This is a genomic window from Teichococcus aerophilus (assembly GCF_014490485.1).
Taxonomy (GTDB): Bacteria; Pseudomonadota; Alphaproteobacteria; order Acetobacterales; family Acetobacteraceae; genus Pseudoroseomonas; species Pseudoroseomonas aerophila.
Genome location: NZ_JACTVA010000057.1, coordinates 1 through 24022 on the forward strand (window position 1 = coordinate 1; position 24022 = coordinate 24022).

Below are 24022 nucleotides of genomic sequence, written 5' to 3' on the forward strand. Positions count from 1 at the left end.
CGCCCCGCGCGGGCGCGCGCCCGCCACGCCGGCGGCGCCGACCTCGCCCGCCAGCACGCCGCTGGGGCCGGTCGATACCCAGGCCAAGCAGGCCATCCTGGTCGATGCCGATACCGGCGCCATCCTGCTGGACAAGAACGCGGATGAGCGGATGCATCCGTCCTCCATGTCCAAGCTGATGACCGCCTACGTGGTCTTCGACATGCTGAAGCAGGGCCGCCTGCGCTTGGACCAGACCCTGACGGTCAGCGAGCGTGCGTGGCGCATGCAAGGCTCCAAGATGTTCGTGGAGCTGGGCAGCCAGATCAGCGTCAACGACCTGCTGCACGGCGTGATCGTGCAGTCCGGCAACGATGCCTGCATCGTGCTGGCCGAGGGCATCAGCGGCAGCGAGCAGCAATTCGCCGAGCTGCTGAACGAGTACGGCAAGAAGATCGGCCTGACGAACAGCAACTTCCGCAACTCGACCGGCTGGCCCGACCCTGAGCACCTGATGACCTGCCACGATCTGGCGACGCTGGCCCGGCGGATCATCAACGACTTCCCCGAATACTATAACCTCTACAGCGTCCGCTCCTTCCAGTGGCACGGCATCAGCCAGGAGAACCGCAACCCGCTGCTGGGCCGCGTGCCCGGCGCCGATGGCCTGAAGACCGGCCATACCGAGGATGGCGGCTACGGCCTGACCTCCAGCGTCAAGCGCGGCGACCGTCGGCTGATCCTGGTGGTGAACGGCATGGGCTCGATGCGCGCGCGTGGCGAGGAGTCCGAGCGGCTGATGGAATGGGGCTTCCGCGAGTTCGAGAACGTGGTGCTGTTCCGCGCCTCCGACACCGTGGAAGAGGCACCGGTCTATCTGGGTGACCGCGCGACGGTGCCGCTGGTCGGCGGCAAGGACCTGGTGATGACGCTGCCGCGCCAGTGGCGCCGCAACCTGACGGTGAAGCTGCGCTACGAGGGGCCGATCCCGGCGCCGATCGCCAAGGGGCAGGAAGTCGGCTCGCTGGACGTGTCCGGCCAGGGCGTACCGCCGATGACCATGCCGCTCTACGCCGGGGCGGATGTGTCTAAGCTGGGCGTGCTCTCACGCATCCCGGCGGTGATCGGGCGCTGGATCTCCGGCTGAGATGATGGCGGCCCCGAAGGCGCGCTTCATCACGCTGGAGGGCGGCGAAGGGGCTGGAAAGACCACGCTGGCTCGGCGGTTGGCTTCGGCCATGGCCGAAGCCGGCTTGCCGGTGCTGCGCACGCGCGAACCCGGCGGCGCCCCGGGGGCCGAGGCCCTGCGCGCCCTGATGCTGCATGGCCAGATCGGCTGGGACCCGGTGGCCGAGGCCATGCTGATGTTCGCCGCCCGGCGCGAGCATGTGGCCAAGACCATCCGCCCGGCGCTGGAGGCCGGCATCTGGGTGGTGTGCGACCGCTTCGCCGATTCCACCTTGGCCTATCAGTGCCGTGGCCATGGGTTGGATGAGGCCGTGTGGCGGAAGCTGGCCGATGTGGCGCTGGAGGGGTTCGAGCCCGACGTGACCCTGGTGCTGGACCTGCCGCCGGAAGCCGGCATGGCACGGGCGATGTCCCGCGGCCTGCCGGACAGGTTCGAGCGGCTGGGGCAGGACTTTCACACACGGGTGCATGCGGCCTTCCAGGCCATTGCCGCCGCCAACCCGCAGCGTTGCACCCTGATGGATGCGGCGCAGGGGCCGGACGCCGTGTTCGCCGCCGCCGCCCTGGCGCTGCGCGACCAGCTGGGGCTGGCGCTGTGACGGCGCCGCCGGAACCCCGCGCCAACCCGGATCTGTTCGGCCATGACCACGCTGCCCAGGCCCTGGCCGATGCCGCCGGCACCGGCCGGTTGCACCATGCCTGGATGCTCACCGGGTCCAAGGGCGTCGGCAAGGCCACCCTGGCCTACCGCTTCGCCCGCTGGCTGCTGGCCGGGCGGCCGGAGGCGACGCCGCCGCTCTACCTGCCACCGACGGACCCGACCTTCCGCCGCGTTGCCGCCAGCGGCCATGCCGATCTGCGTAGCCTGGCGCCCAATGCGGGCGAGAAGGGCGTGAAGATGATGATCCGGGTGGATGAGGTGCGGACGGTGCCGCGCTTCCTCAGCCTGACGGCGGCTGAGGGTGGCTGGCGCATCGTGCTGGTCGAGCAGATGGAGGCGATGAACGCCGAGGCGCAGAACGCGCTGCTGAAGACGCTTGAGGAGCCGCCGCCGCGGGCGCTGCTGCTATTGACCACGGCGGCGCCGGATCGGCTGCTGCCCACCATCCGCAGCCGCTGCCGGCGCATTGATCTGTTCCCGCTGCCGGAGCCGGAGATGGACCGGTTGCTGGCGCAATGGCTACCGGAGCTGGACGCCGGCCAGCGTGCCGCGCTCGGGCGCATGGCCGCGGGCGCCCCCGGCCGGGCGCTGGAGCTGGCGGAAAGCGACGGACTGACCCTGCAGGCCGAGGTGGACGCCTTCCTCGCCCGGCTGCCGCACCCGGACCCGCGCGCCTTGCACCAACTGGCGGACAAGCTGGCCGCCAAGCGGGATGGCAGCGCGCTGGTCACCTTCATGGACCTGCTGCGTTCCTCCCTGGCACATGCCATACGCGAGGCAGGACGCGGCCATGAAGCTGCACCTTATCTGGCCGCGAGGCCGCTTGCCGAGTGGGCTTCCCTGTGGGACACCCTGGGCCGCCTGGCCGATGAGACCGAAACCTTGAATCTGGACCGCAAGCAGGCGGTCTTGACCGGTCTGTCGCAACTGGCCTCGCGCTGAGGACCTGATGACCATGACCACCGAGCGGCGCTGCTATCTGACGACGCCCATCTATTACGTGAACGACAAGCCGCATATCGGCCACGCCTACACTTCGTTGGCGACCGACGTGCTGGCGCGCTGGAAGCGAATGTCCGGCTATCAGGTCCATTTCCTGACCGGCACCGACGAGCACGGCCAAAAGGTGGAAAAGGCCGCGGAGGCGCGCGGCATGGACCCGCAGGCCTTCACCGACCAGGTGAGCCAGGCGTTCCGCGACCTCGCCGTGACAATGAATTTCTCCAACGACGACTTCATCCGCACCACGGAGGAGCGGCACAAGGAAGCCTGCGTCGCGTTGTGGAAGCGGCTGGAGGAGAAGGGCGAGATCTATCTCGGCGCCTATGAGGGCTGGTACGCGGTGCGCGACGAGGCCTTCTATGGCCCGGACGAGATCACCGAGAAGGACGGGCAGAAATTCGCCCCGACCGGCGCGCCGGTCGAGTGGGTGAGGGAGCCCTCCTACTTCTTCCGCCTCGGCGCCTGGCAGGAACGGCTACTGGAGTTCTACGACGCGAACCCCGACTTCATCGCGCCGCAGACGCGGCGGAACGAGGTGGTGAGCTTCGTGAAGAGCGGCTTGTCCGACCTTTCCATCTCCCGCACCTCCTTCAAGTGGGGTGTGAAGGTGCCGGGGGACGAAGCGCATGTGATGTATGTGTGGGTCGATGCCCTGACAAACTACATCACTGCCCTCGGCTACCCCGATGAAAATGCAGCTCTTTGGAAGTTCTGGCCGGCCGATGTCCACTTCGTGGGCAAGGACATCCTGCGCTTCCACACCATCTACTGGCCAGCACTGCTAATGGCCGCCGGGCTGCCGACGCCCAAGCGCGTATTCGCGCATGGCTGGTGGACCAATGAAGGCCAGAAGATCTCCAAGTCGCTGGGCAACGTGATCGACCCGGTCGCGCTGGTGGAGCAGTACGGGCTGGACCCGGTGCGCTTCTTCCTGCTGCGGGAAGTGCCCTTCGGCAATGACGGCGACTTCAGCCGCAAGTCGCTGGTTCAGCGCCTGAACAGTGAATTGGCGAACGATCTTGGCAATCTGGCGCAGCGGACGCTCTCGCTGATCCAGAAGAACTGCGAAGGCCTGCTGCCCACCACCGGTGAGCCGGACCCAGCGGATGCCGAGTTGCTGGACGCCGCCGCGGCGCTGCCCGGGCGGGTGGACGAAGCGCTGAACCGCCAGGCCTTCCATGAGGCGCTGGAGCGCATCCAGGCGGTCTCCCGCCTCGGCAATGCCTGGATCGACGCGCAGAAGCCGTGGTCGCTGAAGAAGACCGACCTGGTGCGCATGGCCTCCGTGCTGCGTCACCTGCATACGGCGCTGCGAGCGCTGGCGACGGTGTTGCAGCCCTTCATGCCGGATACGATGGAGCGGATGCTGGACCAGCTGGCGGTACCGGCCGATGCCCGCACGCTGGACGCGCTGGCGGTGCCGCTGCCGGATGGCACGCCGTTGCCGCCGCCCAGCCCGCTGTTCCAGAAGATCCTGGATGACGCCGTCTGATGCTGGTCGATAGCCACTGCCACCTCGACTACTTCGAAGCCGATATCGAGGAGATCCTCGCCCGCGCCCGGGAAGCCGGCGTGGGGCGGATGGTGACCATCGGCGTGCGGATGTCCCAGGCCGCCAAGGTCAAGGAACTGGCCGAGCGGTACAAGCAGGTTTGGGGCACCGTCGGCGTGCATCCGCAGAATGTCGGCGAGGCGCCGTTGCCGGAGGTGGCGGAGATCGTCGCCGCCGCCGACCACCCGCGCATCATCGGCATCGGTGAAAGCGGGTTGGACTATTTCTACGACAAGGACCCGCGCGAGCTGCAGCAGGATGGCTTCCGCCGGCATATCCGCGCCGCGCAGCAAACCCAGCTGCCGCTGGTGATCCACGCCCGCAGCGCCGATGACGATATCGCAACGATTTTGCGGGAAGAACGGGAGGAGGGGGGAGACTTCCCCTTCCTGCTGCACTGCTTCAGCTCCGGGCGCGGACTAGCTGAAAAGGCGCTGGAGATGGGTGGCTATGTCTCCTTCTCCGGTATCCTGACCTTCCCGAAATCGGGCGAGATCCGCGACATCGCCCGGGATGTGCCGAAGGACCGGCTGCTGGTGGAGACCGACGCGCCGTACCTGGCACCGGTGCCGTTCCGCGGCAAGCGAAACGAGCCGTCCTACGTCGCCCACACCGCCCGCGTGCTGGGCGAGGTGCATGGCATGACGGCGGATGAGCTGGCCGAACTGACCACCAAAAACTTCTATTCTCTGTTCAGGAAAGCTTCCGAGGCCGTTGTTCTTGAAGGTTAAAATCCTGGGGTGCGGCGGTTCGGCCGGCGTGCCCATGGTCGGCGGCGCGGATGGGCTGGGCGACTGGGGGCAATGCGATCCCAGGGAGCCCCGCAACGTCCGCACCCGTGCTTCGATCGTGCTGGAAGCGACCGATGGGCGGCGCCTGCTGGTGGATGCCGGGCCGGACCTGCGGGGCCAGTTGCTGGCCAACGGCATCGGCCGGGTGGAGGCGCTGCTGGTCACGCATGGCCATGCCGACCACATCATGGGCATGGACGAGATCCGGCCGCTGAACCGCAGCCTGGGCGACGTCATTCCGGTCTTCACCGATGAGCGGACCCTGGGCGAGTTGAAGACGCGCTTTGAGTACATCTTCCGGCCCTCGACCGCGCCGGTGTTCTACCGGCCGGCACTGGAGCCGCGGATCGTGGCACCAGGGCAGGTGGTGGAGATCGCCGGCATGGCGGTGCGGCTGTTCCGGCAGGACCACAAGGTGCTGGACACGCTGGGGCTGCGGGTCGGCGGCTTCGGCTATTCCACCGACGTGGTGGGGATGCCGGAGGAGAGCTTCGCGGCGCTGGAAGGCGTCGATACCTGGATGGTCGACTGCTTCCAACGCCATCCGCATTCCGTCCACGCGCATCTGGACATGGTGATGGAATGGGTAGCGCGGCTGAAGCCGCGCCGCACGGTGCTGACGCATATGGGCACGGACATGGACTGGGCCTGGATGCAGGCGCATCTGCCGCCAGGAATCGAGGCCGCGTATGACGGCATGCTCCTCGACATCTCATCCTGATTTTACATAACATATATTATACGGATAACGGCTGCTCATGACCGCGACCCCCTCCGAGGCCCTGCAACGGCTTCTCGGCATCATGGCCCGGCTGCGGGCGCCGGATGGCTGCCCATGGGATCAGGTGCAGGACTTCGCGTCGATCGCACCCTTCACCATCGAGGAAGGCTACGAGGTCGCGGACGCCATCAGCCGTGGCGACGTTCCGGCCTTGCAGGATGAGTTGGGCGACCTGCTGTTCCAGGTCGTCTATCACGCCCAGATGGCGCAGGAAGCCGGTGCCTTCGACTTCGCCGCGGTCGCCGAGACGATCTCCGACAAGATTGTCCGCCGCCATCCGCATGTGTTTGGCGAGGACGCCGCACGCGATGCCGAGGCGCAGGTTGCCGCCTGGGAGGTGCAGAAGCAGGCCGAGCGCAACGCCCGGCGCGAGACCGGCACCCTGGCCGGCATCCCGACCGCCCTGCCCGCCCTGACCCGTGCCCTCAAGATTTCCCGCCGCGTCGCCCGTGTCGGTTTCGACTGGACCGGGCCCGAGGAGGTGCTGGAGAAGCTGGCGGAAGAAACGGCCGAGCTGCGTGCCGAACTCCCCGCGGCGTCCAAGGCCCGCATGCAGGACGAACTGGGCGACATGCTGTTCGTCATGGTCAACCTAGCCCGCAAGCTGGACCTGGACCCCGAGACCTGCCTGCATGCCGCCAACGCCAAGTTCGAGCGCCGCTTCAACGCGGTGGAAGAATTGCTGGCCGAGCAAGGCCAGACCCCGGCCGATGCCGGGCTGCCGGGCATGGAAGCCGCATGGCAGGATGTGAAGAGGCGCGAAAGCTAAGCGCCCCTTCCCTTTCAGGCGCGGCTCAGTCCAGCAGCGCGGCCTTGATGGCCTGCCAGCTGGCCTTGTCCGGCGCGGCGATCAGCCCGCCGCCGGTATGCGTCGGCAGGTATTCGCTGCCATCGAAGCGGGCGCTGTAGCCGCCGGCTTCCCGGTGCAGCAGCCAGCCCGGCAAGTGGTCCCATGGCATCAGCCGGTTATACACCGTCAGGTGCGCGCCGCCGGATGCAACCAGCCGGTACTCATGCGCCGCGCAGCGGAACTGCACGCCGGAGGCCAGGCGGGACAGCCGCGAGGTGATCTGGCTGCGCAGCGGTTCCTGCAGCCACGTCCAGGACACGGCGCCGATCATCTGCTCGACCGGCACAGGGGCCGCGACGCGCAGATCCGCGCGGTGGTCCCCCTGCTCGATCCAAGCCCCCTCGCCCCGCAGCGCGATGGCGGTATCGTCGCCCAGCGGGTCGTGAATCCAACTCGCGACGACCTCGCCCTTCACGATGGCGGCGGCCATGCAGCCGAACAGCGGCACACCAGCGGCGAAGTTGGCGGTGCCGTCCACCGGGTCCACCACGAAGGCCAAGTCGGCCCCCGCCAGCTTGCCCAGCAGGCCCTTGTCGGCCGCGCAGGCTTCCTCGCCCACCACGACGGCATTGGGGAAGCGTGCCAGCAACTCGCGCGTGATCTGCCGTTCCGCTGCCTCGTCGGCATCGGTCACCAGGTCCATCGGGCTGGACTTGGTGCGGATGGCCCCGGCGGTCAGCCGGCGGAAGCGTGGCAGGATCTCGGTGCGGGAGGCATCGCGCAGCAGCATCGCGACATCCGTCGCCATCCGGTGGTCAAAGCGCATGGGAGCCTTTCCTCGGGCAGTGAGGCCGCCGGCTGGGCGCAGCCGGCGGCAGCACGCCTCAGTTCTGTTCGAAGCGGGCGCGGTCGGCCGGGGCCAGCCGGACGGTCAGCTGGATGCTGTCGTCGCCATCCTGGCGGGAGAGCACCTCGCCATGCTGGTACAGCCAGGCGATCCGGGCGCCATCGGCGGGCGGCACGGCGTACTCCACCGTCTCCATCCCCGCGGCCAGGCGCTCGTCCAGCGCTGCCTTCAGCGCGTCCAGCCCCTCCCCCGTCAGCGCCGATACGGCGATGGCGGAGGCGTCGGTACCGGGGATGCCGGCAACGCCGCCCAGAAGGTCGGCCTTGTTTAGCACCTCGATGGTCCGGCCCATCCAGTTCTCGTCCAGCGTCGGGTCCTCGCCTGTGGCCATCTCGTCCAGCACTTCCAGCACGTCGCTGCGCTGGGACGCACTGTCCGGGTGCGCCACGTCCCGCACATGCAGGATGATGTCGGCGGCGGCGACTTCCTCCAGCGTGGCGCGGAACGCCTCGATCAGCTGAGTCGGCAGGTCGCTGATGAAGCCGACGGTGTCGGAGAGGATGACGGTGCGGCCGCTGGGCAGCTTGATCGCCCGCATGGTCGGGTCCAGCGTGGCGAAGAGCTGGTCCTGCGCATAGACCTCGGCGCCGGTCAGGGCGTTGAACAGCGTGGACTTGCCGGCGTTGGTGTAGCCCACCAGCGCGACCACCGGGAACGGCACGCGGGTGCGCGCGGACCGGTGCAGGCCGCGGGTGCGCCGCACCTGCTCCAGTTCCTTCTTCAGCTTCACGATCCGGTCGCCGATGAGACGGCGGTCGATCTCGATCTGCGATTCACCCGGGCCGCCGAGGAAGCCGAAGCCACCCCGCTGCCGCTCCAGGTGGGTCCAGGACCGGACGAGGCGGGTGCGCTGGTATTCCAGATGCGCCAGCTCGACCTGCAAGGTGCCCTCGCGGGTGCGGGCGCGCTCGCCAAAGATCTCCAGGATCAGGCCGGTACGGTCGATGACCTTGCAGCCCCAGGCGCGTTCCAGGTTGCGTTGCTGAACGGGCGTCAGCGCGGCGTCGACGACGACGACGCCGACCTGATGCTCCTCGATCTCCAGCTTCGCGGCCTCGACCTGCCCTTCCCCGATCAGGGTGGAGGGACGGCGCGTGCGCAGCGGGAAGGCCGCGCTGTGCACGATGGTCAGGCCGATGGACGCGGCAAGGCCCACAGCTTCAGCCAGGCGCGCTTCCGCGGCGCGGCTGATGCTGCGTTGGTCAGGAAAGGCAAGAATGCCGGCTTCGGAGCCGGCCAGACGGGCGGGCCGCTCATGCGGCAGCAGCACGGCGGCAAGCATCGGCTTGCCGCCCGTGGCGTTATCAGTCGGAGGAGCCGACAGGGTTGACCTCGCGTTGCAGTGTCATGGTGCCCTCACGCGTCACGGTCGCGGTCGCGCCTGCACCGGTCGTCTGGGCAGGGGCGCCGGCGCCGGCAGCGGCGGCATCGAACAGCATGATCGGCGCGCCCGGCATGACGGTGCTGATGGCGTGCTTGTAGACCAGCTGGGTGTGCCCGTCCCGACGCAGCAGGACGGAAAAGTTGTCGAACCAGGTGATGATACCCTGGAGCTTGACGCCATTGACCAGAAAGATGGTCACAGGAGTTTTGCTTTTGCGAACGTGGTTCAGGAACACGTCCTGCACGTTCTGGGACTTCTCGACGGCCATAAGGCTCGGTCCTTCTTCTTCTTCTTGGCGAGCCGCTTTCGTTCTCCTTGAGGCTCGTTGGCCCCCCGGTGGTATATGAACTGGATGCGCGACGCCGCCCCGGTGTACGGAATGCACACCGGTTCGCGCGCAAGATCATGCGAAGTGGGGTGTCTTGGCAAGCCCAACCAGCCGCATGGCCAATGCGTGGCCATCGATAAAATGGGCATCCGGGGCCAGTGCCTCAACCCCGCCGTCGTGGGACGCATCGCCTAGCAAGACAGCCGAGCATCCGGCGGCCCGGGCGGCCTGCATATCGACCCCCGTATCGCCGATGAACCAGACCTCCGGCCCCGGCGCGACGCCCAGCTTTTCCAGCGCCATCAGCACTGGCGCGGCGGCGGGTTTGTCCGCCGTCGCATCGCCAGCGCCGACCAACACGCCGAAGCGCGGCGCCCAGCCCAGATGCGCCGCCTCCGCCCGCAGGATCGGCCCCTGCTTGTTGGACACGACGCCCTGCGGCCAGGCGGCACCGGCCGCCAGGGCCTCGGCCACCCCCGGCAGGGGCGTAATCAGCTCCAGGTGCCGGGCGCGGACCTCGGTGTAGAAAAGGTCCCTCGCCTTCTCCCATTCCGGGCCGAACAAGGGCGGGAAGGCCTCACGGAGGGAGAGCCGGGCGCGGGCCTGGACTTCCTGCTTCGACCATTCCGGTAGTCCGAAGGCGCGCAGCGCGGCGTTCATGCCCGCCTGCACCCCGGCCCAGGCATCGACCAGCGTGTTGTCCCAATCCCAGAGGATGGCGCGTGGCGCGGGCAGGCTCATGCGGCGTTCTTGGCCCCGCCCTTCACATGGCGGGCGAAGATCTCGAACAGCTTGGTCGTCACCGGGCCGGGCGTACCGTCGCCAACCGGCGCGCCGTCGATCTTGAGGATCGGCTTCACGAAGGAGGTGGCGGAGGTGATGAAGGCTTCGCGGGCGCGCTTCATCTCGTCCAGCGTGAAGGCGCGCTCATCGAAGGCGATGCCGGCTTCCTTCAGCTCGGCCATCAGCGCGCTGCGGGTGCAGCCCGGCAGGATGGCGTGGGAAAGCGCGCGGGTGCGGATGGCGCCGTTCTCGTCGACTATCCAGAAGCTGGTCGCGGCGCCCTCGGTGACGATGCCGGTGGCTTCCTCGTACAGGATGGCCTCGACCGCGCCCTGCTCCTTCGCCGCCTGGCGGGCCAGGACGTTGGGCAGCAGGTTGATGCTCTTGATGTCCCGGTGCGCCCAGCGCAGGTCCGGCAGGGTGATGGCGTTGCCGCCCCAGCCGGTAATGCTGGCCGGATACGGCTTGATGCGCTTCACGGTCACTACCAGGGCGGGCGGGACAGGCTGGCTGGGGAACGGATGATCCCGGTGCGCCACGCCGCGCGTGACCTGCATGTACAGCAGGCCCTCCGTCACCCGGTTCTTCCGCGCCACTTCCTTCAGCACGTGAGAGAGGGCGGCGCGCGTCAGCGGCATCGGCAGCTTGATCAGCTTCAGCGAGCGTTCCAGCCGGTCGAGATGCCGGTCCTCGTCGATGAAGCGGCCATTGTAGAGGTGGACGACCTCGTAGATCCCGTCGCCAAACTGGTAGCCGCGGTCTTCGATGTTCACGCTGGCTTCACGCTGCGGAACGTAGCGGCCATTCACATAGGCGATGCGGGACATAGGCGGGACTCTATCCTGATGATCGGGGGCGTTACCTTCGCCCCATCATGCGAGGGTGGCAATGGGCTGCCCGGTCGTGACCCGAGCGCAGGAAACGGGCGGGGCGTGAAGCCGCCCTGCCCGCTGGCCCGGTGCCGCGCCTCATACCGCCGCGCTGCGGTCCTCGGCCTGCACGCCCAGGAATTTCAGCTTCCGGTGCAGCGCGCTGCGCTCCATGCCGACGAAGTTGGCGGTGCGGCTGATATTGCCGCCGAAGCGCAGCAGCTGGGCTTCCAGGTACTGCTTCTCGAACAACTCCCGCGCATCGCGCAGCGGCAAGGTCATGATCTCGCTGGAGCGATCCAGCTTCAGCGCGGCGGGGGCGGCGGAGCCCACCTCGGGCGGTAGCATCTCCGGGCGGATGGCCTCGCCCGCGCCACCCGGCGCCATGATCAGCAGCCAGTCCACCAGGTTGCGCAGCTGCCGCACATTGCCCGGCCAGTCATAGGCCTGCATCGCCGCCAGCACGTCTTCCGACAATTCGCGCGCCGGCACGCCAGATGTCTCGGCGGAGCGGGCCATGAAGTGGCGGGCCAGCACCGGCACGTCCTCCCGCCGCTCCCGCAGGGAGGGCACGCGCAGCGGCACCACGGCCAGGCGATAGAACAGATCCTCGCGGAAGCGCCCGGCAGTGATCTCGGCGGTCAGGTCCCGGTTGGTGGTGGCGATGACACGGACATCGACCTTGACGCGGGTGGCACCGCCGACACGCTCGAACCCCTGCTCCTGCAAGGCGCGGACAATTTTGCCCTGGGTCTCCAGCGGCATGTCCGCCACTTCGTCCAGCAGCAGCGTGCCGCCATGGGCACGCTCCAGCACGCCGGCGCGTCGGCCGCCGCCGGCGCCATCCGCCCCGGCCTCCACGCCGAACAGCTCTTCCTCGAACCGGCCCGGGTTCAGCGTGGCGCAGTTCAGCGCGACGAAGGGCTCGCCGGAGCGGCGAGAGCGGGCGTGGATCATCCGCGCTGCCACTTCCTTGCCGACGCCGGCGGGGCCGGAGATCAGCACGCGGCTGCCGGTGGGCGCCACACGCTCGATGGCGTTACGCAACTGGCTGATCGGCGGGGAATTGCCGAGCAGCTCGGTCTCCGCCCCCGCCCGCAACCGTAATTCGCTGACCTCACGCTTCAGCCGCGCCGCTTCCAGCGCCCGCTCGACGATCAGGATCAGCCGGTCGGACTTGAAGGGCTTCTCGATGAAGTCGTAGGCGCCGTGCTGGATGGCCTGCACCGCCGTCTCGATGGTCCCGTGGCCGGAGATCATCACCACCGGAACCTGCGGCTCCTCCCGCTGCATCGCTTCCAGGATGCCAAGGCCGTCCAGCCGGGAATTCTGTAGCCAGATATCCAGGATCACCAGGCTCGGGCGCCGGGCCCGGAAGGCCGCCAGGGCGGTGTCGGAATTTTGCGCGCCGCGTGTCTCGTAGCCCTCATCGGAGAGGATGCCTTCGATCAGCGCGCGGATATCCGGCTCGTCATCGACGATCAGGACCTCATGCGCCATGCTGCTGCACCTCCGTTGTCTTATTGGCCGTGTCGGCACCGGCGTCCGGGCTGGCACTCTTCAGTGGGAACATCAGGGCCGCGCGCGTGCCCTGGGGCGTTTCACCATCCGCCGAGCGCCGGTCCGTCAACACGATCCGGCCGCCGTGGTCCTCCATGATCTTCTTGACGATGGCAAGACCAAGGCCGGTTCCCTTCGGCTTGTGCGTGACATAGGGCTCGGTCAACCGTTCACGCTCCTCGCCCTGCGGCAGGCCAGTGCCGTCATCCTCGACGGCAATGGCCAGCCATTCCTCGCCCGGTTCGACGAGGATGCGGATATGGCCTGGATTCATAACGCCCGTCTCGGCCTGTTCGGCCTGCTGGCGCGCATGCACGGCATCGGCGGCGTTGGCCAACAGGTTGGTCAACGCCTGCCCCATCAGCCGCCGGTCGCAGCGGATACGGGGCGACGCCTCCGGAATGGAGGTAGAGAAAACAATGTCGTGATGCGCGTTCTGGTGCAGGATCAGTGCCTCCCGCGCCACCTGGGCGGGATCTTCCGGGCGGATCACCGGCTGCGGCATGCGGGCGAAGGCGGAGAACTCGTCGACCATCCGGCCGATATCCTCCACCTGCCGCACGATGGTGTCGGTGCAGGCCACGAAGGTCTCGGGGTCGTTAGTGATCTGCTTCAGATAGCGCCGCTTCAGCCGCTCCGCCGAAAGCTGGATCGGCGTCAGCGGGTTCTTGATCTCGTGCGCGATGCGCCGCGCGACGTCCGACCACGCCGCCTTCCGCTGGGCGGAGAGCAGCTCGGTGATGTCGTCGAAGGTCAGGACGTAGCCGACCACCTGGCCGCGCTGCGTCTCGGCGCCGATCTGCGCCAGCAGCGTGCGGCGGGAATCCGGCGGGCCGATGCGGATCTCGGCGATGCGGCTGCGCTCGGGCGCCGCCATGGCCTGGGCCAGCAGCGGGGCGAATTCCGGCACCACGTCGGCCAGACGGGTGCCGAGGTCGGCGGTCAGGTCCCGCTCCAGCAACTCGCTGGCGCTGCGGTTGGGCAGGTTGATGCGCCCATCCGCGTCCAGCCCCATCACGCCCGCGGAGACGCCGGAGAGCACCGTCTCGGTAAAGCGGCGCCGTTCGTCGATCTGCCGGTAGGCTTCCATCAGCTCACTGCGTTGGGCCGCCAGCTGGTTGGTCATGCGGTTGAAGGCGCGGGATAAGCCGCTGATCTCGTCATCCGCCACCCCTTCCGTCACCCGCACCGTCAGGTCGCCGCCCCGCACCCGGTCCGCCGCGACGATGAGGCGGGAGAGCGGGCGGGCGATCTGGTTGGCGATGACGAGGCCGATGGAGACCGCTGCCAGCAGGACCAGCAGCGCCGCGATGGCGAAGATCAGCGCGAAGGTGACCTGCAGGCCGGATCGGTTGCGGTCGAGCTGGTCATATTCCTGGAAGGCGAGTTCCGTGGTCTGCATGTGCTCGATAACGCCGGGATCCACCGGTCGGCCGATCAACAACATCAGACCAGGCTGAATATCCAGCGCGACCAGCGCCCGCACGCGGCCTTCCTCCGTCTCCCCCGGCAGCACGGCGACGTCGCCCTGGCGGGTCTGTTCCATCGCCCAGGCGGGCAGCGGCTCCAGCACCGTCGTCGTCGTCAGGCCGGCATGGGCCACCACCTGGTTGGAGATGGGGTCGAAGACGATGGATTCCGTCAGGCCGCGCAACGCCGTGTGCGTGGCTAGGATGCGTGCGAAGGCATACTGGTTGTCGATCAGCAGCGTGGAACTGCGGTTCAGATCGGCTGCCATTGCCAGCGCATCCGCGCGGATGTTGTTCCGATGCTCGTCCAGATAGGCGCGGGAGGCGACGAGGCTGGCCTCCAGCGTGCTGCGTACCCGGTCGCTGAACCAGGACTGGATGCCCAGGTTGAAGAACACCGCGGCGAAGATGGCCACCAGCAGCGCCGGCAGCACGGCGGTGACGCTGAACAGCAGCACCAGCCGCACATGCAGGCGGGAGCCGGCCGAGCCGCGCCGCCGCTCCGCCCACACCCGCACCAGCCGGCCGATGACGGAGCCGAGCAGCAGCAGCAGGAACAGGGCGTTGACCAGCACCATGGCCACTACCTGCCCTGGCTTGGTCGGCCCGAACGGGCTGCCGTTGGAAAGCAGGGTGAAGGTGCCGATGCCCATCAGCAGGGCACCGACGGCCAGGACCAGGGTGACGAAGCGGCCCAGCAGGAAGTCGGCCAACCGCCGGCCGACGCGTTGCGGCCGGGCGCCGGGAAGGCGTGTCATGCGCGGATCACGACAGCCCGCGCACCACCGGCAGATCCAGTTCGCGGATCTTCTTCCGGAGGGTGTTGCGGTTCAGCCCGAGCATGGCGGCCGCCTTGATCTGGTTGCCGCGCGTCGCGGCCAGGGCCAGGCGCAGCAGCGGCCGCTCCACCTCGGCCAGCACGCGCTCATACAGGTCCCGCACCGGCAGGCCGTCCTTCTGGGCGGCGACGAAGGTGGTCAGATGGCGCTCCACCGCCTGCTCCAGCGTCTCCGGCGTCCGCATCTCCGGGTCGGCCACGGGCGCGGCCTCGGCCAGCTCGTTGTTGACGGCATCGGCGCCGATGACTTCCTGCGGGTACAGGGCGGCCAGGCGACGCATCAGGTTCTCCAGCTCACGCGCATTGCCGGGCCAGGCGTGCTGGCGCAGGCGGTCCACCGCCTCCTGGTCCAGTTGCTTGCCGGGCAGGCCAGAGGCCTTGGCGCGATCCAGGAAGTGCTTCGCCAGCAGCGGAATGTCCTCGGACCGCTCGCGCAGCGGCGGCAGGCGGATGGGCACCACGTTCAGGCGGTAGAACAGATCCTCGCGGAACATGCCCTGGCGGATCGCCTGCCGCAGGTCGCGGTGCGTCGCGGCGACGATGCGGACATTGGCCTTGATCGGGTTGCGGCCACCGACGGTGGTGAACTCACCCTCCTGCAGCACGCGCAGCAGCCGGGTCTGCGCTTCCGGCGGCATGTCGCCGATCTCGTCCAGGAACAGCGTGCCGCCGGCGGCCTGCTCGAACCGCCCGACGCCGCGCGCCAGGGCGCCGGTGAAGGCGCCGCGCTCATGGCCGAACAGCTCGCTCTCGATCAACTCGCGCGGGATGGCGGCCATGTTGATGGCGACGAAGGGACCGGTGCGGCGGCGGCCGTAATCGTGCAGCGCGCGGGAGACCAGTTCCTTGCCGGTGCCGCTCTCGCCGGTGATCATCACCGTCAGGTCGGTGGTCGTGAGCCGGGCGACGGTGCGGTAGATTTCCTGCATCGCGGCACTGCGGCCGACCAGCGGCAGGCGCTCGCCCTCGCCTTCGTCCGATTCCGGCTGGGGGGCGGCCGGCGCGGTCAGCGCGCGGGCGACGACGGCCAGCAATTCTTTCAGATCGAAGGGCTTCGGCAGGTATTCGAAGGCGCCGCGCTGGGCCGCCTTCACCGCCGTCATGAAGGTGGACTGGGCGGACATCACCACCACGCGCATCTCCGGCCGCACGCGCTTGATGCGCGGCACCAGGTCCAGCCCGTTCTCGTCCGGCATGATGACGTCGGTGATGACGAGGTCGCCGATCCCCTCCTCCACCCAACGCCACAGCGTGGAGGCCGAGGAGGTCGCACGCACGGTGTAGCCCGCGCGCCCCAGGGCCTGGGACAACACGGTCCGGATGGCCCGGTCGTCGTCGGCGATGAGGATGGTACGGCTGCTGTCGGTCATTCGGAGCGGGTCTCGGGCGAGGCGGGCAGGTCAGCCGGCGGCATGGGAAGGGACAGGCGGAAGATGGTGCGCCCGGAACGGCTGTCGCATTCGATGAGGGCCCCCTGGTCCGCCACCAGCTTGGCGACCATGGCGAGGCCGAGCCCCTGCCCGCCCCGCTTGGTGGTGACGAAGGGTTCCCACAGCGTGGCGCGCACGTCCTCGTCGATGCCGGGGCCGTTATCCCGCACGCTGACCTGCAGCGGCAGGTGCACGCGTTCCCGGGAGCCCGGAATGGCGATGCGAACGCCGTGGTGATAGGCGGTGGAGAGTTGGATCTCGCCCCCCTGGGGGTCCACCGCCTCAGCGGCGTTCTTCACCAGGTTGAGCATGATCTGGATGAGGAAGTCCCGGTTGCCCCAGACGGACGGCAGCGAAGGGTCATAATCTTCGATGATCCGCAGGTGGCTGGCGAAGCCGCGGCTGGCGATGCGCCGGACATGGTCCAGCACCTCGTGGATGTTCACCACGCCCTGCTCGATCGGGCGGTCGGAGAACATCTCCATCCGTTCGACGAGGTCGCGGATGCGGTCGGCCTCGTCCTGGATCAGGACGCACAGCTCGCGGTCATCCTCGCTGGCATTCTGCTCCAGCAACTGGGCGGCGCCACGGATGCCGGAGAGCGGGTTCTTCACCTCGTGCGCCAGCATCTGCGCCATGGCGGAGGCACCGCGTGCCGCGCCCCGGAAGTTCAGCTGCCGGTCCAGCTTCTGCGCCTTGCTGCCATCCTGCAGCGTCAGCACCACCGCGCCCGGCATCTCCGGCAGCGGTGCGCCATGGGCGGCGACGCCGGTGCGGTGCAGCCGGGGGCTGTCCAGCGTCAGGTCGTGGTCGGAAACGGGGGCATCCTGGTTGCGCACCTGGTCCACCAGGGCGAACAGCCGGCTGTCGGGCGGTACCAGCTCCTCCAGCCCGATATGCGCCAGGGAGCCGAAGGAGAGCTGGAAGAACTGCTCGGCGGCCGGGTTGGCGGAGCGGAAGCGGTTCTGGGCATCCAGCACCACCACCGGCACCGGCAGGGCGGAGATGACCGCGATGCTGTCCGGCAGGCCGGATTCCGGCGGCTGCGGCTTGCGACGGGTGAAGATGTTCATGCCGCCATCGCATCCTCTTCGCGTCCGGCAGCGGAATAGGCATCCCGCACCACGGTCACGCCCTGCTCGATCAGCGGGCGGTAGAACTCGTTCATGACCGCCAGCGTGGCCTCCCGCGTATCCGCGTGGTTTACCCGCACGCGGAACTCGGCCGAACCCGGCAGGCCCTTGGAGTACCAGGCGACATGCTTGCGGGCGAGCCGCACGCCCGTGGTCGGCCCGTGATGCTCCAGCATCGACTCGTAGTGGCGCAGCAGGATGTCGTAATGGGTGGCGAGGTCCGGTTCCGGCAGCAGCCGGCCGGTGGTCAGGTACTCGGCCACCTGGGCCAGCACCCAGGGGCGGCCATAGCAGCCGCGCCCGATCATGACGCCATCCGCGCCGGACTGGCGCAGCGCCTCGGCCGCGTGCTCCGGCACCAGGATGTCGCCATTGACGATGACGGGCAGCTTGATGGCGGCCTTCACCTTGGCCACGAAGGCCCAGTCGGCGGTGCCGGTGTAGAGCATCTGCCGGGTGCGGCCATGCACCGTGATCATCTGGATGCCGCAGCTCTCGGCGATCTGCGACAGCTTCGGCGCGTTCAGGCTGCTGTGGTCCCAGCCCATCCGCATCTTCAGCGTGACGGGCACGGACACCGCCTTCACCACCGCTTCCAGGATGCGGGCGGCGCCGATCTCGTCGCGCATCAGCGCGCTGCCGGCCTGCTGGCCGATGGCCACCTTCTTTACCGGGCAGCCGAAATTGATGTCGATGATGGCGGCGCCGCGGTCGGCCGCCAGCTTCGCCGCCTCGGCCATCACGGCCGGGTCGCATCCGGCCAGCTGCACGCTGGCGGGGCCGCCGAAGCCATCCACCTCGGCCATCTTCAGGGTCGTGCGGTTCTCCCGCACCATCGCCTGACTGGCGATCATCTCGCTCACCACCATCGGCGCGTTCAGCTCCCGGCACAGGCGCCGGTATGGCAGGTCGCTGACCCCCGACATCGGCGCCAGGATCACCGGCGCGTCGATCGTCAGCGGCCCCACCTTGATGGGGCGCAGGCGCGGAGGCGCAACGGCCTCGGCCGCGGGAGAGAGGGCGGCGGTGTCGTGAGAGGTGGCGATGCTCATGATTTGGGCAATCTAAGGCGTGCCGCGCCCCGCGTCCATGCTCAACCGCCCAAGAGTCGGGCGGCTCTGGTCAGCATTGCGGGTGACGGATAGGTTCGCACCATGCGCGTCATCGCCCTGTTGATGGCGGCCGGAAGCGGTTCACGCTTCGGTGCCGCCGAGCCGAAGCAATTCCTGCCCCTGCTGGGGCGCCCTATCCTGCGCCATGCCGCCGAGGCGCTGCTGGCCGATGGCGCCGTCGAGGCGCTGCTGCCCGTCGTGGCGCCCGGCCAGGCCGCGCGCGTGCTGGCGATGCTGGAGGGACTGCCCTGCCTGCCCGCCGTCGAAGGCGGCGCATCGAGGCAGGAGAGCGTGCGCGCCGGGCTGGAAGCCCTGGCGGAACAGGCACCGGACGCCGTGCTGGTGCATGATGCCGCCCGCCCCATCCTGCCGCCGGGCTGCATCCCTGCCCTGCTGGCCGCGCTGGAGGCCCACCCGGGCGCCATTCCCGCCCAGCCGGTGACGGATACGCTGAAGGCGGGCCAGGATGGTACCATCCTGCGCACCGTGCCGCGCGCCGGCCTGTACCGCGCCCAGACGCCGCAGGCCTTCCGATTCGCGGCCCTGCTGGATGCCCACCGCGCCGCGACGGATGAAGCCACGGACGACGCCTCACTGCTGGAGGAAGCGGGCCTGACGGTGGCCCTGCTGCCCGGATCGGAGAACAACCTGAAAGTGACCTACCCTGAGGATCTGGCCCGCACCGAGGCGGCGTTGCTGCCGCGCTTTCTGCCCGCCATGGGCACCGGCTTCGACGTGCACCGCCTGGTGGAAGGCCGCCCGCTGATCCTGTGCGGCCTGACCATCCCGCACGACAAGGGGCTGGACGGCCACTCGGATGCCGATGTCGGGCTGCACGCTCTGTGCGACGCCATCTACGGCGCACTGGCCGAGGGCGATATCGGCCGCCACTTTCCGCCCAGCGAGGCCGAATGGAAGGACGCGGACAGTGCCCGCTTCCTGCGCCACGCCGCCGGCCGTGTGGCGGCGCGCGGCGGCATCATCACCCATGCCGACGTCACGCTGATCTGCGAGCGGCCGAAGATCGGCCCGCATGCGGATGCGATGCGGGCCCGGCTGGCGGAGCTAATGAGCATCCCGGTCGCCCGCGTCTCGGTGAAGGCTACCACCACGGAGCGGCTGGGCTTTACCGGACGGGGCGAAGGCATCGCGGCGCAGGCGGCGGCGACGTTGCTGCTGCCAGCCTGAGGTACCCCGTCAGCAGGGCAGCGCCTGCGCCACCAGGCCGGCGGTGCTCCCCTGCTCTCGGCAGGGGAGCGTGCCGTGTCAGCGGCGGGGCAGGAAGCCCACCAGTTCCTCGGCCTTGGTCACGATCGGCTCGGCGATGGCGGCGGCACGGTCGGCACCCTTGCGCAGTGCCGCGTCCACCGCGGCCGGGTCGGCCAGCAGGCGCTGCATCTCCGACTGGATCGGCGAAAGATGCGCCACCAGCGCATCCGCCAGCGTGTTCTTGAAGGTGCCGAAGCCCTGCCCCGCATGCTCCCGCAGCACGTCGGCCGGCGCCTGGCCGGTGATGGCGGCCAGCATGCCCACCAGGTTGCGGGCCTCCGGGCGGGCGTCCAGCCCGGCCATCTCGCTCGGCAGCGGCTCCGCATCCGTCTTCGCGCGGCGGATCTTCAGCGCGACGGTGTCCGAATCATCGGTCAGGTTGATGCGCGACTGGTCCGACGGGTCGGATTTCGACATCTTCTTAGTGCCGTCGCGCAGGGACATCACCCGCGCGGCCACGCCCTGGATCATCGGCTCGATATGCGGGAAGAAATCCACGCCGTAGTCGTGGTTGAACTTCTCGCCAATGTCGTTCGCCAGTTCCAGGTGCTGCTTCTGGTCCTCGCCCACCGGCACGCGGGTGGCGTGGTAGGCGTGGATGTCGGCGGCCATCAGGTTCGGGTAGACGTACAGCCCGGCCCCGGCATTCTCCCGGTCCTTGCCCGCCTTGTCCTTGAACTGGGTCATGCGGTTCAGCCAGCCGATGCGGGCGACGCAGTTGAAGATCCAGGCCAGGCGCGTATGGGCATGCACGTGGCTCTGCACGAACAGGGTGCAGCGGTCAGGGTCCACCCCGCAGGCGATCAGCGCCGCCGCCATCTCCCGCGTCTGGGTCGCGAGCGTCTTGGGGTCGAAGGGCTGGGTGATGGCGTGCAGGTCGACGACGCAATAGATGCAATCGTGGTCCGCCATCATCGGCACCCAGTTGCGGATGGCGCCCAGATAATTGCCCAGGGTCGGGATGCCGGAAGGCTGGATCCCGGAGAAAACGCGCTGCATTGCCATCACCTTTCGCGCCAAGACCGGGGGTGATCCCGCACCCGGGCGGCGCTCGTCAAGCGGCGGAGCCGGAACCGGAGCATTTTTCCCGGCGCGGTGCGTGACTTTTCCAAGGGGACCGCGTTGCACCATGACCATGCAATCCGTCCTCCCCCCGACGTCCCGCCTGCCGGAAGACCGCGCCGCCGCTGCCTCTGGCGGCGCCGGCGGCACCGTGCTGCGCCCCGGCCACAACGTCTGGCGGGTCGAACCCGCTGCCAGGGCCGCGGTGCTCGCCGACGCCGCGCCGTATTTCGGCGCCTTGCGGGAGAGCATGCTGAAGGCGGAGACCAGCATCCTGATCGCCGGCTGGGATATCGACAGCCGCGCACCGCTGGTTGGCCCCTCCGGCGAGGCGAAGGACGGCCTTCCCGCCCTGCTCGGCCCCTTCCTTGGCGCCCTGGCGGAACGCCGGCCGGACCTGCGCATCAAGCTGCTGCTGTGGGACTACTCGGTGCTCTACGCGCTGGAGCGGGAGTTGCTGCCGGCGCTCAGCCTGCACTGGAACACCCCCGCCCGCGTCGAACTGTGCCTGGATGACGAGGTGCCGCTCGGTGCCTCCCACCACCAGAAGATCGTCATCATCGACGACCGGCTGGCCTTCAGTGGCGGGCTGGACCTGACGATCCGCCGTTGGGACACGCCGGCCCACCGCCTGCACGACCCGCACCGGCTGGACCCGAAGGAGGAGCCTTACCCGCCCTTCCACGACGTACAGATGGTGGTGGACGGGGAAGCCGCCGGCGCCGTGGCCGATTTGTTCCGCATCCGCTGGTCCCGCTCCGCCTGCGAGGACATTCCGCCGCGCGAGCCGGTGCCGGACGGCGCGCCGGACCTGTGGCCGGCCAGCGTGACGCCCGATTTCCGCGACGTGAAGATCGGCGTCGCCCGCACCCAGCCGCCGCTGGAAGGCGTGCCGGAGGTGCGCGAGGTCGAGCACCTGTTCGAGGATATGATCAGCAGCGCCGAGCGCGTGATCTATGCCGAGAACCAATTCTACACCAACCTGCACCTCGCGAGCCTGCTGGCGGCGAGGATGCGGGAGAAGCCAGAGCTGCAGGTGGTTCTGCTCGGCCCCCGCACCCATCACACATGGCTGGAGCACCGGACCATGCTGGCCGGGCGCATCCGCTTCATGATGCTGCTGCGGCAGCAGAGCGTGGCGGACCGGGTAAGGCTGATGTTCCCGCAGGTGGGCGACGCGCGCGGCCAGCAGAAGGCCGACGTCATGGTCCACGCCAAGGTCATGATCGTCGATGACCGGATGCTGCGCATCGGCAGCGCCAATCTCTGCAATCGCTCCATGGGCACCGACACCGAATGCGACCTGGTGGTGGAAGGGGTGGACGAGACCACCCGCGCCGCCATCCGCCAGGTGCGGGACCGTATGCTGGCCGAGCATCTGGGCGTGCCGCCGGCGCAGGTGACGGCCGCCATCGCCAAGGGCTCCATCTTCACCGCGCTGGATACGCTGCGCGCGCGCGGCCGCCGGCTGCTGCCGATCGCCGACGGCGAACTGGCCGAGGGCGAGGGCATGCCGCAGGTGGAAGCCGTGGCGGACCCCCGCCGGCCGATCGGCCCCAGCACCATGCTGGCCGATTTCGGCGAGGAGGAAGGCACCAGCGGCGGCATGGCCCTGTGGCTGCGCATCGCGCTGGTGGCGGCGCCCATCGCCATCCTGGGCGTGGCCTGGCGCTACACGCCGCTCTCCGAGCTGATGAACCCGCAGGCCTTCAGCGACTCCATGCAGGCCGGCGGTGCCTGGGGGCCGCTGCTGGCGCTGGGGCTGTTCATGACGCTGGGGCTGATCGCCTTCCCAGTGAACGTGCTGATCGTCGCCACGGCGGCGGCGTTCGGCTTGTGGCCGGGGCTGATGTATGCGGGCGTCGGCGCCATGGTCAGTGCCTTCGTCACCTACCTCGTCGGCCGCCGCATGGGGCCGGGGGTGCTGCGCAAGATCATTGGTCCACGCATCAACAAGGTCAGCCGCGGCATCGCCCGCAACGGCATCATGGCGGTCACGCTGGTGCGGCTGATGCCGGTGGCGCCGTTCACGCTGGTGAACCTGGTGGCGGGCGCCATCCGCATCCCGCTGCTGGACTACATGGTGGGCACCGCGCTGGGCCTGGCGCCCGGCCTGGTGCTGATGACGGCGCTGGGGGACCGGCTGCTGCGCATCTTGACCGACCCGTCACTGAACGACGTCATCGGCTTCGTCGTCGTGCTGATCGCCTGGGGCGGGCTGTCCTTCGGCCTGCAGACGTTGATCAAGTGGTTCCGCCGCCGCATGGCGCGCAAGCAGGAAGCGTCTGCATGATCCTGCGGGCCATGACCTGGAACATTCATGGCGGCATCGGGACGGACGGGGTGTGCGACATGCGGCGGGTCACCGCGCTGATCCGCCGCCAGGCCCCGGACATCCTGGCGGTGCAGGAAGTGGAAAGCCGCGGGCGCGGGACGGAGCATTGCGGCTTCTCCCTGCTCGGCGCGCTGTCGGACCATTCCACCCCCGCCCGTACCATCAAGGCCGATGACGGCGCCTATGGCCACATGCTGCTCAGCCGCTGGCCGATCCAGCACAGCGCGTTGCACGACCTCTCCCACCCCGGGCGGGAGCCTCGCGTGGCGATCGAGGCCACCATCGCCACGCCTTCGGGCGCGCTGCATGTCGTCTCCACGCATCTGGGGCTGCGGACGCGGGAGCGGCAGCAACAGGCGCTACGGCTGGCCGCGCTGATCCGCCGGCTGGAAGGGCCGTTGGTGGTTCTGGGCGATTTCAACGAGTGGATTTGGCGTGGCCCCGTGCGCCGCGTGCTGGCGGGGCAGGATTGGGCCGGGACGCAACAGCGCACCTTCCCTGCCCGCTTCCCCGTGTTGAAGCTGGACCGCATCTACTGCCGCCCTGCCCGCCTGCTGGGCGATAGCTGGCGCGACCCTGACGGCAGGGGCGCTTCCGACCACCTGCCGGTGGTGGCGGAACTGCATATGCCGGAGATGAGGACAGACGTCGGGGAGCCGGATGCCAGGACCGAGGAGCTGGTTCCGACCGGCATCGTGGAAGCTGGCGCGCCCTGAGGGACTTGAACCCCCAACCAACCGGGTAGAAGCCGGTTGCTCTATCCAGTTGAGCTAAGGACGCGGAAGGCTCGGCGTTGGGC

21 protein-coding genes and 1 tRNA gene are annotated in these 24022 nt (G+C 68.9%); 10 read left to right on the forward strand and 12 right to left on the reverse strand.

Annotation, left to right across the window (positions count from 1 at the left end):
- The 7 genes from IBL26_RS21675 to mazG all read left to right on the forward strand — a co-directional run.
- Window positions 1-1126, forward strand: a 1126-nt coding sequence (locus IBL26_RS21675; RefSeq protein ID WP_187786606.1) for a D-alanyl-D-alanine carboxypeptidase family protein, incomplete at its 5' end; no start/stop codon positions are given.
- A gap of 1 nt (window position 1127) precedes the next feature.
- On the forward strand, window positions 1128-1766 hold the full coding sequence (tmk, locus tag IBL26_RS21680) for a dTMP kinase (protein ID WP_187786607.1): 639 nt from the start codon (window positions 1128-1130) through the stop codon (window positions 1764-1766).
- Window positions 1763-2770: a DNA polymerase III subunit delta' gene (locus IBL26_RS21685; RefSeq protein ID WP_187786608.1), complete on the forward strand. Its 1008-nt coding sequence runs from the start codon at window positions 1763-1765 to the stop codon at window positions 2768-2770. The genes tmk and IBL26_RS21685 overlap by 4 nt, the downstream gene beginning before the upstream one ends.
- A 7-nt stretch (window positions 2771-2777) precedes the next feature.
- Window positions 2778-4322: a methionine--tRNA ligase gene (metG, locus tag IBL26_RS21690; protein ID WP_456316416.1), complete on the forward strand. Its 1545-nt coding sequence runs from the start codon at window positions 2778-2780 to the stop codon at window positions 4320-4322.
- Complete coding sequence (locus IBL26_RS21695) at window positions 4322-5113, forward strand: TatD family hydrolase (protein ID WP_187786609.1); 792 nt, start codon at window positions 4322-4324, stop codon at window positions 5111-5113. The genes metG and IBL26_RS21695 overlap by 1 nt, the downstream gene beginning before the upstream one ends.
- Window positions 5103-5894 carry an MBL fold metallo-hydrolase gene (locus tag IBL26_RS21700; protein ID WP_241749670.1) on the forward strand — a complete coding sequence of 264 codons (792 nt, stop codon included), beginning with the start codon at window positions 5103-5105 and terminating at the stop codon, window positions 5892-5894. Before IBL26_RS21695 ends, IBL26_RS21700 begins: the two co-directional genes overlap by 11 nt.
- A 37-nt stretch (window positions 5895-5931) precedes the next feature.
- Window positions 5932-6723, forward strand: coding sequence for a nucleoside triphosphate pyrophosphohydrolase (gene mazG / locus IBL26_RS21705; protein ID WP_187786610.1), 792 nt, complete (start codon window positions 5932-5934; stop codon window positions 6721-6723).
- A gap of 25 nt (window positions 6724-6748) precedes the next feature.
- Here the strand turns inward: mazG and IBL26_RS21710 are convergent, their stop codons facing one another.
- The 10 genes from IBL26_RS21710 to dusB form a co-directional block, all read right to left on the reverse strand.
- Window positions 6749-7570, reverse strand: a complete 822-nt coding sequence (locus IBL26_RS21710) for an inositol monophosphatase family protein (protein WP_187786611.1) — start codon at window positions 7568-7570, stop codon at window positions 6749-6751.
- A gap of 58 nt (window positions 7571-7628) precedes the next feature.
- Window positions 7629-8933 carry a GTPase HflX gene (gene hflX, locus IBL26_RS21715; RefSeq protein ID WP_241749671.1) on the reverse strand — a complete coding sequence of 435 codons (1305 nt, stop codon included), beginning with the start codon at window positions 8931-8933 and terminating at the stop codon, window positions 7629-7631.
- A gap of 22 nt (window positions 8934-8955) precedes the next feature.
- On the reverse strand, window positions 8956-9303 hold the full coding sequence (hfq, locus tag IBL26_RS21720; protein ID WP_187786612.1) for an RNA chaperone Hfq: 348 nt from the start codon (window positions 9301-9303) through the stop codon (window positions 8956-8958).
- 135 nt (window positions 9304-9438) lie between these two features.
- Window positions 9439-10104 carry an HAD family hydrolase gene (locus IBL26_RS21725; RefSeq protein WP_187786613.1) on the reverse strand — a complete coding sequence of 222 codons (666 nt, stop codon included), beginning with the start codon at window positions 10102-10104 and terminating at the stop codon, window positions 9439-9441.
- Window positions 10101-10973, reverse strand: a complete 873-nt coding sequence (locus IBL26_RS21730; RefSeq protein ID WP_187786614.1) for a D-amino-acid transaminase — start codon at window positions 10971-10973, stop codon at window positions 10101-10103. Before IBL26_RS21730 ends, IBL26_RS21725 begins: the two co-directional genes overlap by 4 nt.
- 141 nt (window positions 10974-11114) lie before the next feature.
- The gene (gene ntrX, locus IBL26_RS21735) at window positions 11115-12515 is read right to left on the reverse strand and encodes a nitrogen assimilation response regulator NtrX (protein WP_187786615.1); all 1401 of its coding nucleotides are present in this window, start codon (window positions 12513-12515) and stop codon (window positions 11115-11117) included.
- Window positions 12505-14802: a sensor histidine kinase NtrY-like gene (locus IBL26_RS21740; RefSeq protein ID WP_187786616.1), complete on the reverse strand. Its 2298-nt coding sequence runs from the start codon at window positions 14800-14802 to the stop codon at window positions 12505-12507. The genes ntrX and IBL26_RS21740 overlap by 11 nt, the downstream gene beginning before the upstream one ends.
- A 7-nt stretch (window positions 14803-14809) precedes the next feature.
- Window positions 14810-16252 carry a nitrogen regulation protein NR(I) gene (gene ntrC / locus IBL26_RS21745; RefSeq protein WP_187786617.1) on the reverse strand — a complete coding sequence of 481 codons (1443 nt, stop codon included), beginning with the start codon at window positions 16250-16252 and terminating at the stop codon, window positions 14810-14812.
- Window positions 16249-17385, reverse strand: a complete 1137-nt coding sequence (locus IBL26_RS21750; RefSeq protein WP_187786618.1) for a two-component system sensor histidine kinase NtrB — start codon at window positions 17383-17385, stop codon at window positions 16249-16251. Before IBL26_RS21750 ends, ntrC begins: the two co-directional genes overlap by 4 nt.
- Window positions 17382-18497, reverse strand: a complete 1116-nt coding sequence (gene dusB / locus IBL26_RS21755; protein WP_187786619.1) for a tRNA dihydrouridine synthase DusB — start codon at window positions 18495-18497, stop codon at window positions 17382-17384. The genes IBL26_RS21750 and dusB overlap by 4 nt, the downstream gene beginning before the upstream one ends.
- A 102-nt stretch (window positions 18498-18599) precedes the next feature.
- Here dusB and IBL26_RS21760 point away from each other — a divergent pair, with 102 nt between their 5' ends.
- Complete coding sequence (locus tag IBL26_RS21760; RefSeq protein ID WP_187786620.1) at window positions 18600-19745, forward strand: bifunctional 2-C-methyl-D-erythritol 4-phosphate cytidylyltransferase/2-C-methyl-D-erythritol 2,4-cyclodiphosphate synthase; 1146 nt, start codon at window positions 18600-18602, stop codon at window positions 19743-19745.
- Window positions 19746-19823: 78 nt separating this feature from the next.
- Here the strand turns inward: IBL26_RS21760 and trpS are convergent, their stop codons facing one another.
- Window positions 19824-20825, reverse strand: coding sequence for a tryptophan--tRNA ligase (gene trpS, locus IBL26_RS21765; RefSeq protein ID WP_187786621.1), 1002 nt, complete (start codon window positions 20823-20825; stop codon window positions 19824-19826).
- Window positions 20826-20955: 130 nt separating this feature from the next.
- On the opposite strand from trpS, the gene IBL26_RS21770 reads away from it, so the two are divergent.
- Both IBL26_RS21770 and IBL26_RS21775 read left to right on the forward strand, forming a co-directional pair.
- Window positions 20956-23181 (forward strand): VTT domain-containing protein, encoded by a 2226-nt coding sequence (locus IBL26_RS21770; protein WP_241749672.1) that lies wholly within the window; start codon window positions 20956-20958, stop codon window positions 23179-23181.
- Window positions 23178-23939, forward strand: coding sequence for an endonuclease/exonuclease/phosphatase family protein (locus tag IBL26_RS21775; protein ID WP_187786622.1), 762 nt, complete (start codon window positions 23178-23180; stop codon window positions 23937-23939). The genes IBL26_RS21770 and IBL26_RS21775 overlap by 4 nt, the downstream gene beginning before the upstream one ends.
- On the opposite strand, the gene IBL26_RS21780 is transcribed toward IBL26_RS21775, so the two are convergent.
- Window positions 23927-24003 (reverse strand) — tRNA-Arg (locus IBL26_RS21780). The genes IBL26_RS21775 and IBL26_RS21780 overlap by 13 nt on opposite strands.
- Between the last annotated feature and the right edge of the window lie 19 nt (window positions 24004-24022).